This is a genomic window from Streptomyces cyanogenus (assembly GCF_017526105.1).
Classification (GTDB): Bacteria; Actinomycetota; Actinomycetes; order Streptomycetales; family Streptomycetaceae; genus Streptomyces; species Streptomyces cyanogenus.
Genome location: NZ_CP071839.1, coordinates 4,253,264 through 4,265,997, shown reverse-complemented (window position 1 = coordinate 4,265,997; position 12,734 = coordinate 4,253,264). Strand labels below are relative to the sequence as shown.

Genomic DNA, 12,734 nt, shown 5'->3' with positions numbered 1-12,734 from the left:
CATCCAGCACCGTCAAAGAGAACTGGAGACACCCAGCATGACCCAACTCAAGGCCCTCCGGGGAGTGGCCGCATGAGCCGCCTTCCTACCCTCGGCCTGCCGGGCCTGGAACTGCTGGCGTGGGCGATCGAGGCGGGCGGGCGCGGCTGGCGCGTCTTCCCGCTCCGCCCCGGGGACAAGCGGCCCGCCGGGCACGCCGAGAAGTACTGCTCCGGCACCGGGCGCTGCGCCGGCGGGCACAAGACGCCCGAGCAGCGTGCCACGACCGACGTGGACCTGATCACCGCCGCCTGGGCCCACCACCCCTACAACGTCGGTATCGCCACCGGCCCCTCCGGGCTGCTGGTGGTCGACCTCGACATGCCCAAACCACAAGAGCCGAAAGGAACGCCTGACGGCGTCACCAACTTCTCTGCGCTCTGCGAGCGCGCCGGGCAGCCCGTCCCGGACACCTACCGCGTGCGGACCGCGCGCGGCGGCGAGCACCTGTACTTCACCCAACCTGTCGGCGAACGGCTGCACTCCACCGCCGGGAAGCTGGCCAAGAAGATCGACACCCGGGGGTGGGGCGGGTACGTCGTCGCCGCCGGCAGCATCACCCCCGACGGGCCGTACACGGTCCTGGACCCCCGTGACCCCGTTCCGCTGCCGGACTGGCTGCACGACGCGCTGAAACCGCGCCAGCGGTCCGAGTACGCCGTGGCGAACTCCTTGAAGAGCCGCAGGGGGTATTCCGGCGCCGCGCTGCGCGCCGAGGTCCACAACGTGGCCACGGCCGCTGACGGCACCCGTAACGCCACGCTGCTGCGGGCCGCCCGCGCTCTGGGGCGGCTGGTGGCGTCGGGCGACCTCACCCGCGCCGAGGTTGAGCAGGCTCTTAGTAAGGCGGCGGCGGGGAACGCCACCCAGTCCCAGCGCTACTACGACGACGTGATCACGCGGGGTCTGGACTGGTCCATCGCCCACAACGCGGCCGTACGGCGGGTGCCGGCATGACCAATCCCCCGTCTACTAAGAGCCTCACGCTGACCCCAGTTGGACCGTCCGCCGCCGGACCGGCCGCACCCCGGCCAGCCGTGGGCGAGCCGAAAGGCGCCGCCCGTCAGGGCGTCGTAACTGCCCTTCGTCCGAACCGGTCCCCGATGCGGACGGGTATCGACCCGACCCCGGACGCGCCCGGTATCCGGATCTTCGCCCCGCCGGTCTACCGACACCCCTACGACGGTGCCCGCTGGTCGATGCGGCACGGTGCTCTGCCCACCGCTGTCTACGCCTGCGCCTGTGGGCTGACCGGCACCGCCACCGGACCCGAGGGCGTCGCCGCGCTGGTCACCGAGTACGACGCCCACCGTTCCGCCTGCACCGGAACGCCCGCCCCGATGTTGGAAGGGAGGCACGCCGCATGACCGCCATTGACGGCGCCGCATTGCTTAACGAGGTGGAAGCCTTCCACCGCCGATTCAACATCTTCCCCACCGAGGCCGCCTACGTCGCGGTGACCTTGTGGGACGCCCACGCCCACCTGATCGAGTGCTTCGAGACCACGGCCCGGATCGCGTTCCTGTCGCCCGAGCCGGGGTCGGGCAAGTCCCGCGCGCTGGAGATCGTGGAACTCCTCACCCCACGACCGGTCACCACGGTCTCGGCCTCCGCGAACGCCCTGTACCGGCTGGTGGACTCCGCCGCGGGGCTGCCCACCGTGCTGTTCGATGAGGTGGACACCATCTTCGGCCCCAAGGCCGGGACGGACGAAGCACTGCGCGGCTTCCTGAACGCCGGGTACCGGCGCACGGCTGGTGCCCTGCGGTGCGTCGGGGAGGGCTCCAACCAGAACGCGCAGATCTTCAACTCCTACTGCGCCGTCGCCATGGCCGGACTCGGCTCTCTGCCCGACACCGTCCTGACACGCTCGGTCATCATCCGTATGCGCAAGCGCGCCCCCAACGAAAGAGTCGAGTCCTACCGGCAGCGCATCCACGAGAAGCAGGGCCACGCCCTACGGGACCGCCTCGCCACCTGGGCGGAAACCGTCAGCGACGAGGTTGCTAACGCCTGGCCCGAGATGCCCGAAGGCGTCACCGACCGGCCGGCGGACGTGTGGGAACCCCTGCTCGCCGTCGCCGATGCGGCCGGCGGTCACTGGCCTGCCCGCGCCCGCGCCGCCTGCCTGGAACTGGTCAACGCCGCCCACGAAAACGACGAAGCCTCCCTCGGAGTCCGGCTGCTGACCGACCTGCGCGACAAGGTGTTCTGCGGCGAGGACCGCATGCCCACCGCCGCCATCCTCGAATGCCTGCTTGCCATGGAAGACGCCCCATGGGGCGACCTGGACGACAAGCCGATCAACTCCCGGACCCTTGCCCGGATGCTCGGCCAGTACGTCACCCCGGCCAACAAGCCGATCAAACCGCGCGGCATCCGCACCGCGTCCGGCTTCCCCAAGGGTTACTACGCGGACGACCTCACGGACGCCTGGACGCGGTACTGCCCTCCGCCCCCCGAGGAATCCGCCACGTCCGCCACGTCCGCCACACCGCAGGTCAGCAGGGATGCATCTGTGGCGGATACCGCCACCGACATCCGCCACACGGCGAGGGAAACCGCCACACAGCGCGCCCTCACCGGCTGACCCAACCCGACACCCGCGCCGCCGTCACACCGCACCCCGTGTGGCGGCACCCATCCGCCACAAAACCGCTATCCGCCACACGATCAAGCCTCTGACCTGGGGTGTGGCGGCGTGGCGGACGTGGCGGATCCCTTAGGAGGAAGGGCGACAGCTCCCTTGGAGGTCACAGTGGGGTTCCCCCTGCCCACGACACACAAAGCGCTCAAGGTTCCGGAAGTCATGGAGGCCCTTGGCCTCAGCCGTTTCAAGGTCTACGACCTGATTCGCACGAAGCAACTCCCGAGCTTCACCATCGGCCGGTCCCGCCGGATCCCCGCCGATGCGCTCCAGACGTTCATGCAGGACAAGCTGAGGGAGGCCGCCTGATGGCGAAGCGCGCCAACGGCGAGGGCAGCATCACGATCCGCAAGGACGGCACGTATCACGGCCGCGTGTACGTGACGACGACCAGCGGCATCCGCAAGCGCGTTTCGGTCTACGGCAAGACCCGTGACGAGGTGCGGCAGAAGATCACCGAACTTCAGGCGCAGGAGAACCAGGGCATTCCGGTGCCCGACACCAACATGAACCTGGAGGACTACCTGACCTACTGGCTTGCGACCGTGGTGAAGGTTCACCGCCGTCCCAAGACCTACCAGGGCTACGAGAGTGTCGTCCGGGTCCACCTGGTCCCTGGGCTCGGCCGGAAGAAGATCCGCACTCTACGGGCCGCCGAGGTGCGCACGTGGCTCGCCCGCGTCGCCGCCGAGTGCCAGTGCTGCAAGCACGGCTGGGACAAGGAACGGCCGGAACCGGAGTGCTGCGCGGCCGGCGAGTGCTGCAAGGCGCTGCTGTCCCGCCGCATGGTGCAGTCCGTCCACGCCGTCCTGCGGAACGCTCTGCAGAACGCCGTACGCGAGGAACTGATCGTGCGGAACGTCGCGCAGCTCGTGCAGGTCCCCACGCCCACCTACGACACCGGGAAGGGCCTCAGTGTCGCCGATGCCCGGTTGTTGCTCCGCGCGTCCGAGGGCGACCGTCTGCACGCCCTCTACGTGCTCGCCCTGGTCCTGGGTATGCGGCGCGGTGAGCTGCTGGGGCTCCGCTGGGATGCGATCGACCTTGACCGCGAGACGCTGACCATCGAACGCGCGCTACAGCGCGTCGGGGGAGAGCTGCGACTCGTCAAGCCCAAGACCAAGGCATCCATTCGCACCGTGCCCCTGCCGGCCCTCGTGGTGCAGGCTCTCGCCGAGCACCACGAGCGGCAGGCCCAGGAGCGGGCCGTCGCCGGCATGGGATGGAAGGAGCAGGGCCTTGTCTTTACGTCCCGGATCGGGACCCCGCTGGAGCCGGACAACCTTCGACGGAGCTGGGACCCGCTCCGGAGGCGTCTCGGCCTGGAGATTCGGTTTCACGATCTCCGCCACTCCGCTGTCACGCTCCTGCTGGACCTCGGGGTGCCACCTCATATCGTCCGGCAGATCGTCGGACACAGCGACATTGGAGTGACGATGAAGATCTACGCCCATGCGTCCCTTGAGGAACAGCGAAAGGCACTTCGGAGGCTCGGTGACACGCTGGCCTGATGCGAGGGTCCTGTAGGCCGCTCCCATAGCGCCATGACGTTGCTGTTGTAGTGCTCCTGGTAGTCGGAGTAGGGGAGCGTCCCTTCCCTACTCCGACTACCAGGGCGAAGACGGCCACTTCCTAGCTGAACCATCCGATGATCTCGTTGGCGAAGTTCTCGCCGAAGACCCGGAACATGCCACTCGTGAGGCCGAGAGCGGCTGCGCCGGTCAGCGTGGTGAGGGCCCGGTGCCGGGAAGTAAAGGCACGGATGGCCGTCCACGATGACTTCCAACGGGGGTTCTGGCTCGACGGCAGGTCGGGCTGCCCCGTAACCTCGGGGTTGGAACTGATGGTTCTTCTCCTTCCGCTGAAGTGCTGCGCGTGCTTCTTGCTCGGGCTGAAGACCCGTCGGACTGCTGTGCGGCCCCCCGTTGGCGCGGGGGGCCGCAGTCATGTCACCTCCAGGTGGAGACCCTCGGACTGCTGCGCGACGGAAGCCCGTTGGCGCGGTGCCGTCATCGGACGACCGTTAATCCGGCCTTGTCCTCACGGCTGCTCTCGTCGCACGAAGAAGCGTATCGGTGCGCACTGACAGTGGCACGGTGTAAAAAGATGTCGCGAGACATCATGGACAGGACGAGGAGGGAAATTGGCATATGCCAGCTCGACCGCGCATTCCTGACCCCGAGAGAGGGCCCCTACAGGCCTTTGCGTTCGACCTTCGCCAGTTGGGTAGAGGGAAGGTTTCCGTCGGCTGGATTGCCGGACATCAGGAGACTGACGTTTCCCGGCCGGCGCTCTATGCCGCGTTGTCCGGCTCGCGCCTGCCTAAGCCGCTCACGGTTGGCACCTTGCTGCGCTGGTGGGCCGGTAGCCCCGGCGACGAAAGTGGGCCAGAAGACCCCTACGCAGATCCGGCCTGGAGGTGGATGCGCCGCCTCCCCGAAGAACATGTTGGACGCAGACTTGGTGCCGAATGGCAGGCCCGATATGAGCGCCTGGCGGATGAGGTTTTCCGACTCCGAGACTCGCAGGACAGGGCGGTTCCGGTGGCCATTGATCTTCCACCAGAGCAGCGCAGGTTTATCGATGCCCTACGAGGCCTGATCCGAGAGACCGGCTTGGATGAAGAGCGGTGGTTGCTCTTCGACGACTACTTCGGGACCAAGGTCGAGATGTATCTAGAAGGGCGGTATATCCCCAACGATGAGCACCTTGAGAGGATCGTACGAACCTGTCTGAGACATATCGAGAACGGATCGAGCCGCTACCTTGAGGCTCTCCGCCGCCTCCATCGGTTTGCTCATCAAGCCCGGGTTGCTCGGGTGCGTGATCGCAGGATCGCCCGAGAGAGGGCTAACGGGTAGGGCAGTCCGTGCGCGCTGAACACATCCCGGTTGGCGTGCACGAGGGCGTACGCGGCACGAAAACGGCCCCACTGAAGATCTTCAGTGGGGCCGTTTGCCCTGGTCAGGGCGGCTGTGGCTGGGGCCGGGGTCGAACCGGCGACCTTCCGCTTTTCAGGCGGACGCTCGTACCAACTGAGCTACCCAGCCACGGTGTTTCACGTGAAACACCAGCGGTCCTGACGGGATTTGAACCCGCGGCCTCCACCTTGACAGGGTGGCGAGCACTCCAAACTGCTCCACAGGACCAAGCGTGCGTGCAACAGTGTCGCACACGGTATTGCGTGCCCCCAACGGGATTCGAACCCGTGCTACCGCCTTGAAAGGGCGGCGTCCTAGGCCGCTAGACGATGAGGGCTATCGGCCCGCCTGGGCGCTTGTCAGCGCGTCGGGGACGTGAGAAGCATATGGGATGGCGAGGGGTATCGCCAAAACGGTTTACGGCGAGGTGGCGGGAGCGGCCGGCGAGGGGGATCGGGAGGTGCCCGTGGCGCCCGGCGAGGCAGAGCGCGAGGCGCCGGGACCGCCCGGCTGGTTCTCGTCCGCCAGATGGCGGCTGACCTCGGCCGTTGTCAGTCCCAGACCTCCCAGCTTGATCGCGTCCCAGGCCTGCAGCCGGTGGTTGTCCCGGTCGAAGTAGAGGATCGAGGCCTCGATCGGGGCGGGGTACTTGCGCTCCACGGCACGCAGTCCGCTGCCGCCGGTCGACCCCTCCATACGCAGGCGGGTGCCGTACGGCAGCAGCTCCGTCCCTTCGTGGTGCAGGTGCCCGCACAGCACCAGCGGCACCTCGCCGTCGGTCTCCCGGGCGGCGGTCGGCTCGTGCGCGACCGCCACGTCCACCGGGGTGCGGGCCGCCCGCTGGTCGCGCAGGGCGCTGGCCAGCCGGTCGCCCGCCAGCTGCTCGGACGCCTCACCGCCGGGCACCGCCGAGCGGTCGGGGGTGAACTGCGGATCGCCGATGCCCGCGAACCGCAGGCCCGCCACCGTCCGGGCCCGCCCGTCGTCCAGGACGTGCACGTTCTTCATGGTCTCCAGGTAGCGCTGGGTGGTCCGCGAGTCATGGTTGCCGCGCACCCAGACGTACGGCGCGCCCAGGTCCCGGATCGGGTCCAGGAAGCCGTTCTCCGCCGCCGTACCGTGGTCCATCGTGTCGCCGGAGTCGACGATCACGTTCACCTGGTACTGCTTCACCAGCGAGCCGATGATCTTCCAGGCGGCCGGGTTGAGGTGGATGTCCGACACGTGCAGGACCCGGATGGTGGAGGGGTCCGGCCGGTACGCCGGGAGCGTGGACGTGACGTCGTAGAGCTTCGTCACGTTCGTCACCAGGCGTGCCAACTCCTTCTGGTAGACGTCGAATTCCGTGACGATGCTGCGTGCGTTGCCCACCACGGACGGTGCCGAGCTGAGCAGCCCGGAGAACCTCGGCTCCAGGACGGACTTCGGGTTCCAGGTGGCGTACGCCGACGCGCCCGAGGCGGCCAGCAGGGCCAGGGCCAGCCCGCCGGCGGCGAGCGCCCGGCGCGGGCGGCGGTAGACGGCGAGGCCGAGGGCCGTGGCCCCGGAGACCACGGCGACGCCGGAGCGCACGGCCAGGTCCAGCGTGCCGTGCTCCACGTCCCGGGCGACCTCCTGCTGCAGGCCGGAGATCCGCTCCGGGTGGTCGACCAGCGCCTGCGAGCGCAGCGGATCCAGCTGGTCGACGTTCACGTCCAGACGGACCGGGGCCACATGGCTGTCCAGGGTCAGCGCGCCCAGCGGCGACACGTTGATCTTCGTGCCGCCGTTCAGGGAGGGGCGCAGCGCCATCGTCGTGTCCATCGGGCCGACCGGGGCACGGACGTTGCCGACGACCAGCAGACCCAGCCAGGCCCCGACCAGGACGACCGCGGTGAGACCGAGGGCGCGCAGCCAGGGGCGGGGGCGGGCGGCGAGTTCGAGGGCGGGCAGCGGGCGGGTGCGGTTCGAGGTCCGGTTCAGCATGGTGCTCAGGGCTGCGAGGGGGACGCGGGCCATTGGTGCCGTATGCCCCGGTGCCACGGTGGATATGCGGCACCGTTACCCGACAATGGCCCTGTGCTGGAGATGACGCGCGAGGAGTTCGAGGAACTGGTCGCCGAGGCGCTCGACCGGATCCCGCCGGAGCTGACACGGCTGATGGACAATGTCGCGGTGTTCGTCGAGGACGAACCGCCCGCCGACGATCCCGAGCTGCTCGGGCTCTACGAGGGGACGCCGCTGACCGACCGGGGCGAGTGGTACGCGGGCGTCCTGCCGGACCGGATCACCATCTACCGGGGGCCGACGCTCAGGATGTGCGAGAGCCGCGAGGACGTGGTCGCCGAGACCGAGGTGACCGTCGTGCACGAGATCGCCCACCACTTCGGTATCGACGACGCCCGGCTGCACGCCCTCGGGTACGGCTGACCGGGCGCGCGGTCGGGCGCCGATGCGTGCGGGGCGCGTGTCCTCTTGTCGGTGAGGGGAGTTGGGGAGGTTGACGTCTTTCCTTGCCCCCGGAGGTGGCCACCGTGCGCCCCTTGTACGTACCCGTCCGTCTCGCCGCCGCGGTCCTGGCCGTCACCGCCGCCGCCGGCTGTGTGAGCGTGGGCGACGACGCGGGCCGGACCCGGCCCTCCCATCCGGCGGGGCGGCACGGCGGCGACGCCCCCGACGGCGGCCCGGTGGGCGGCGTGGGCGGCCTCGGCCGTGAGGCGGGCGGGGCGGGCGACGGCAAGCACGGGCACGGCGGCAAGGCGAAGAAGGGGAAGTCGGCCTCGGCGTCGGCGACCCCGTCGGCCGCCGGCAGCGCCTCGCACGCACCGGCCGAGCCGGGCCGGACCGTCCAGCCCGGGGACCCGCAGCCGACCGGAGACCAGCCGACTCCTCCCGTGACCTCCGCCCCGCCCGAGCCGCCGGCCTCCACCCCGCCGCCGCCCGTCTCGGAGCCGCCGTCGGCCGAGCCGTCCTCGTCGGCGCACGAGGAGACCGGGCCGCAGCTGGTCCAGCGGGAGCCGGCGCCCCGGGCAGGGGTGCCCGTCTAGGGCGTGACCAGCGTCTCCATGAGCCGGTTTGCCTTCAGGGGTGAGAGGTGCGTATGGTGGTAGATCGTTTGATCCCATTTGCCCGGCGCCACCACAGAGCGCGCCGTGTGGCGCGTACTCTCCTTTGCCGTGGCGGACCGCATTGAGGCGGTCGTGAGCGAATCACGGAGTTGACGGGCGCGTGCCGAAGAGACTCCGGAAGGTTTCGCATTCGCATGTCCGTGTCCAGTACTGACCAGATCGTCGTGTCCGAGAACGAGAACGAGTTCGCGAACGAACTCCTCGACGTGACGACCGAGGTCACCGAGGCCCCCGAGGCCGCTGACACCACCCCCCAGTCCCCCCAGATCACCTTCGCCGACCTCGGCCTCCCCGAGGGCATCGTGCGCAAGCTCGCACAGAACGGCGTGACGACCCCCTTCCCGATCCAGGCCGCGACCATCCCGGACGCCCTGGCCGGCAAGGACATCCTCGGCCGTGGCCGCACCGGCTCCGGCAAGACCCTCTCCTTCGGCCTGCCGACGCTGGCCCAGCTGGCCGGCGGCCGGACGCAGAAGCACAAGCCCCGCGCGGTCATCCTCACCCCGACCCGCGAGCTGGCCATGCAGGTCGCCGACGCCCTCCAGCCGTACGGCGACGTCCTCGGCCTGAAGATGAAGGTCGTCTGCGGCGGCACCTCCATGGGCAACCAGATCTACGCCCTGGAGCGCGGCGTCGACATCCTCGTCGCCACGCCGGGCCGCCTGCGCGACATCATCAACCGCGGCGCCTGCTCCCTGGAGGACGTGCAGATCGCGGTCCTGGACGAGGCCGACCAGATGTCCGACCTGGGCTTCCTGCCCGAGGTCACCGAGCTGCTCGACCAGGTCCCGGCCGGCGGCCAGCGCATGCTCTTCTCCGCCACGATGGAGAACGAGATCAAGACCCTGGTCGACCGCTACCTGAACGAGCCCGTCCTGCACGAGGTGGACGCGGCCCAGGGCGCGGTGACGACCATGTCGCACCACATCCTCATCGTGAAGCCCAAGGACAAGGCGCCGGTCACCGCCGCGATCGCCTCCCGCAAGGGCCGCACGATCATCTTCGTCCGCACCCAGCTGGGCGCCGACCGCGTCGCCGAGCAGCTGCGCGAGGCCGGCGTGAAGGCCGACGCGCTGCACGGCGGCATGACCCAGGGCGCGCGTACCCGCACCCTGGCCGACTTCAAGGACGGCTACGTCAACGTCCTGGTCGCCACCGACGTCGCCGCGCGCGGCATCCACGTCGACGGCATCGACCTGGTCCTCAACGTGGACCCGGCCGGCGACCACAAGGACTACCTGCACCGCGCCGGCCGTACCGCCCGTGCGGGCCGTACCGGCACGGTCGTCTCGCTGTCCCTGCCGCACCAGCGGCGCCAGATCTTCCGCCTGATGGAGGACGCCGGCGTCGACGCGGCCCGCCACATCATCCAGGGCGGCGCCGCCTTCGACCCGGAGGTCGCCGAGATCACCGGCGCCCGCTCCATGACCGAGGTCCAGGCCGAGTCCGCCGCCAACGCCGCCCAGCAGGCCGAGCGCGAGGTCGCCCAGCTGACCAAGCAGCTGGAGCGCGCCCAGCGCCGCGCGACCGAGCTGCGCGAGGAGGCCGACCGGCTGGTCGCCCGGGTCGCCCGCGAGCGCGGCGACGACCCGGAGGCCGCGGTGGCCGAGGCGCAGGCGACGGCGGCGGAGCAGCTCGCCGTGGCCGAGGAGCCGGCGGAGCGCGAGACCGAGCGCGAGGAGCGTCCGGCGGCTTCGGCGCCGTACGAGCGCCGGGAGCGGCGCGGCTTCGACCGTGACCGTGGTTTCGAGCGTCGGGACGACCGTCGTGACGACCGCGGTGGCCGTGGCTTCGAGCGCCGCGACGACCGGGGTGACCGGGGCGAGCGCCGTCCGTTCGACCGTGACCGTGGTTTCGAGCGTCGTGACGACCGTCGTGACGACCGGGGCGGCCGTGGCTTCGAGCGCCGCGAGGACCGTCGTGACGACCGCGGTGGCCGTGGTTCCGAGCGTCGTGACGACCGCGGTGGCCGTGGTTTCGAGCGTCGTGACGACCGTCGTGACGACCGGGGTGGCCGTGGCTTCGAGCGCCGCGACGACCGGGGTGACCGGGGCGAGCGCCGTCCGTTCGACCGTGACCGCGGTGGCCGTTCCTTCGAGCGCCGTGACGACCGTGGAGGCTTCCGCCGGGACGAGCGCAGCGGCCACCGGGGCAGCGACCGCCCGTTCAACCGCGACCGCCGCGACGACCGCCCGGGTTTCCGCACCGGCGGCCACGAGCGCCCCTTCGGCCGTCGTGACGACCACCGTGGCAATGGCTCCTTCGGCCGCCGCGAGGACAAGCCGCGCTGGAAGCGCAACGGCTGACGCCGAGTGAGGCAGTGAGGCAAGGGCCCGTACGACACCGCTCGTACGGGCCCTTCCCGTACCCGGGATCGATTTCCGGTCACCGAGTGACGCATGTCACGTCCCCGGTGAGGGAATTGCTGGGGGCATGACAGATGACGCGAGAACGGCCGGACCGTCGGACGAGGAACGGCTGGCCCAGCTCGGCTACACCCAGGTCCTCGCCCGCCGCATGTCGGCGTTCTCGAACTACGCCGTCTCCTTCACGATCATCTCGGTGCTGTCCGGCTGTCTGACCCTCTACCTCTTCGGCATGACCACGGGCGGCCCCGCGGTGATCACCTGGGGCTGGGTCGCGGTCGGCCTGATGACCCTGTTCGTGGGCCTGTCGATGGCCGAGATCTGCTCGGCCTACCCGACCTCGGCCGGCCTGTACTTCTGGGCGCACCGCCTGGCACCCCCGCGCTCGGCGGCGGCCTGGGCGTGGTTCACGGGCTGGTTCAACGTGCTGGGCCAGGTGGCGGTGACCGCGGGCATCGACTTCGGCGCGGCCTCCTTCCTGGGCGCCTGGCTGAACCTCCAGTTCGGCTTCGAGGTGACCCCGGGCCGCACGGTGGCGCTGTTCGCGGCGATCCTCGTCCTGCACGGCCTGCTGAACACCTTCGGCGTCCGGATCGTGGCGTTCCTGAACAGCGTGAGCGTGTGGTGGCACGTCCTGGGGGTCGCGGTGATCGTCGCCGCGCTCGCGCTGGTCCCCGACCACCACCAGTCGGCGTCCTTCGTCTTCACGCACTTCGTCGACAGGACCGGCTGGGGCAGCGGCCCGTACGTGGTGCTGCTGGGCCTCCTGATGGCCCAGTACACCTTCACCGGCTACGACGCCTCCGCCCACATGACCGAGGAGACCCGCGACGCGGCCACCGCGGGCCCGAAGGGCATCGTCCGCTCGATCTGGACCTCCTGGATCGCCGGCTTCGTCCTGCTCCTCGGCTTCACCTTCGCCATCCAGTCGTACGACAAGGAACTCGCGTCCCCCACCGGCGCCCCGCCCGCCCAGATCCTCCTGGACGCCCTCGGGGCCACGGCCGGCAAGCTCCTGCTGCTCGTGGTGATCGGTGCCCAGCTCTTCTGCGGCATGGCCTCCGTGACCGCCAACAGCCGCATGATCTACGCCTTTTCCCGGGACGGAGCGCTGCCCTTCTCCCGTGTCTGGCACACGGTCAGCCCCCGCACCCGCACCCCCGTGGCGGCGGTCTGGCTGGCCGCACTGGGCGCGCTCGCCCTGGGCCTGCCGTACCTGATCAACACGACGGCCTACGCGGCGGTGACGTCCATCGCGGTCATCGGCCTCTACATCGCGTACGTCATCCCGACCTACCTCCGCGTCCGCAAGGGCACCGCGTTCACCCCCGGCCCCTGGCACCTGGGCAGGTGGTCGGGGGCCGTCGGGGTCGTCTCGGTGGTCTGGGTCGCGGTGATCACGGTCCTCTTCATGCTGCCGCAGGTCTCCCCGGTCACCTGGAAGACCTTCAACTACGCCCCGGTGGCCGTCCTGGCCGTCCTCGGCTTCGCCACGACCTGGTGGCTGGCCTCGGCCCGGCACTGGTTCCTCACCCGGCGCCCTGCCCCCGCCCCCGTCCCGGCCGAAAAGTAACCATCCCCCCGCTTCCGCCGTCCCCGACGCGGCCGTGTCACCGATACCCGATCGGCGACACGGCCGCGTCCGGCTATGCTC

General features: G+C 70.0%; 10 protein-coding genes and 3 tRNA genes. 9 read left to right on the top strand and 4 right to left on the bottom strand.

What is annotated here, in order from left to right:
- Positions 1–72 precede the first annotated feature (72 nt).
- The 5 genes from S1361_RS19175 (at position 73) to S1361_RS19155 (ending at position 4,197) form a co-directional block, all read left to right on the top strand.
- On the top strand, positions 73–996 hold the full coding sequence (locus S1361_RS19175; RefSeq protein WP_208033055.1) for a bifunctional DNA primase/polymerase: 924 nt from the start codon (positions 73–75) through the stop codon (positions 994–996).
- A 146-nt stretch (positions 997–1,142) separates the two neighbouring features.
- Positions 1,143–1,406 carry a hypothetical protein gene (locus tag S1361_RS19170; protein WP_243769221.1) on the top strand — a complete coding sequence of 88 codons (264 nt, stop codon included), beginning with the start codon at positions 1,143–1,145 and terminating at the stop codon, positions 1,404–1,406.
- The gene (locus S1361_RS19165) at positions 1,403–2,629 is read left to right on the top strand and encodes a DUF3631 domain-containing protein (RefSeq protein ID WP_208033053.1); all 1,227 of its coding nucleotides are present in this window, start codon (positions 1,403–1,405) and stop codon (positions 2,627–2,629) included. The genes S1361_RS19170 and S1361_RS19165 overlap by 4 nt, the downstream gene beginning before the upstream one ends.
- Before the next feature lie 168 nt (positions 2,630–2,797).
- On the top strand, positions 2,798–2,995 hold the full coding sequence (locus S1361_RS19160) for a helix-turn-helix domain-containing protein (RefSeq protein WP_208036670.1): 198 nt from the start codon (positions 2,798–2,800) through the stop codon (positions 2,993–2,995).
- Positions 2,995–4,197, top strand: coding sequence for a site-specific integrase (locus tag S1361_RS19155; RefSeq protein WP_208033052.1), 1,203 nt, complete (start codon positions 2,995–2,997; stop codon positions 4,195–4,197). The genes S1361_RS19160 and S1361_RS19155 overlap by 1 nt, the downstream gene beginning before the upstream one ends.
- 1,465 nt (positions 4,198–5,662) lie before the next feature.
- Here the strand turns inward: S1361_RS19155 and S1361_RS19150 are convergent.
- The 4 genes from S1361_RS19150 to S1361_RS19135 all read right to left on the bottom strand — a co-directional run bounded on the left by S1361_RS19150 (position 5,663) and on the right by S1361_RS19135 (position 7,605).
- Positions 5,663–5,736, bottom strand: a tRNA-Phe gene (locus S1361_RS19150).
- Positions 5,737–5,760: 24 nt separating this feature from the next.
- Positions 5,761–5,835 (bottom strand) — tRNA-Asp (locus tag S1361_RS19145).
- Positions 5,836–5,871: 36 nt separating this feature from the next.
- Positions 5,872–5,944 (bottom strand) — tRNA-Glu (locus tag S1361_RS19140).
- Between the two features lie 80 nt (positions 5,945–6,024).
- Positions 6,025–7,605, bottom strand: coding sequence for a metallophosphoesterase family protein (locus S1361_RS19135; RefSeq protein WP_208033051.1), 1,581 nt, complete (start codon positions 7,603–7,605; stop codon positions 6,025–6,027).
- A gap of 60 nt (positions 7,606–7,665) precedes the next feature.
- Between S1361_RS19135 and S1361_RS19130 the strand changes: the two genes are divergently transcribed.
- The 4 genes from S1361_RS19130 (at position 7,666) to S1361_RS19115 (ending at position 12,653) form a co-directional block, all read left to right on the top strand.
- Complete coding sequence (locus S1361_RS19130; protein ID WP_009327618.1) at positions 7,666–8,016, top strand: metallopeptidase family protein; 351 nt, start codon at positions 7,666–7,668, stop codon at positions 8,014–8,016.
- Between the two features lie 104 nt (positions 8,017–8,120).
- Positions 8,121–8,633, top strand: a complete 513-nt coding sequence (locus tag S1361_RS19125; protein WP_208033050.1) for a hypothetical protein — start codon at positions 8,121–8,123, stop codon at positions 8,631–8,633.
- A 215-nt stretch (positions 8,634–8,848) separates the two neighbouring features.
- Positions 8,849–11,020, top strand: coding sequence for a DEAD/DEAH box helicase (locus S1361_RS19120; RefSeq protein WP_208033049.1), 2,172 nt, complete (start codon positions 8,849–8,851; stop codon positions 11,018–11,020).
- Between the two features lie 127 nt (positions 11,021–11,147).
- Positions 11,148–12,653 (top strand): amino acid permease, encoded by a 1,506-nt coding sequence (locus tag S1361_RS19115; protein ID WP_208033048.1) that lies wholly within the window; start codon positions 11,148–11,150, stop codon positions 12,651–12,653.
- Positions 12,654–12,734 lie beyond the last annotated feature (81 nt).

Coding starts and splice junctions, on each gene's coding strand:
- S1361_RS19175 (WP_208033055.1), top strand. CDS start 73: ATGAGCCGCCTTCCTACCCTCGGCCTGCCGGGCCTGGAACTGCTGGCG.
- S1361_RS19170 (WP_243769221.1), top strand. CDS start 1,143: ATGCGGACGGGTATCGACCCGACCCCGGACGCGCCCGGTATCCGGATC.
- S1361_RS19165 (WP_208033053.1), top strand. CDS start 1,403: ATGACCGCCATTGACGGCGCCGCATTGCTTAACGAGGTGGAAGCCTTC.
- S1361_RS19155 (WP_208033052.1), top strand. CDS start 2,995: ATGGCGAAGCGCGCCAACGGCGAGGGCAGCATCACGATCCGCAAGGAC.
- S1361_RS19135 (WP_208033051.1), bottom strand. CDS start 7,605: ATGGCCCGCGTCCCCCTCGCAGCCCTGAGCACCATGCTGAACCGGACC.
- S1361_RS19120 (WP_208033049.1), top strand. CDS start 8,849: ATGTCCGTGTCCAGTACTGACCAGATCGTCGTGTCCGAGAACGAGAAC.
- S1361_RS19115 (WP_208033048.1), top strand. CDS start 11,148: ATGACAGATGACGCGAGAACGGCCGGACCGTCGGACGAGGAACGGCTG.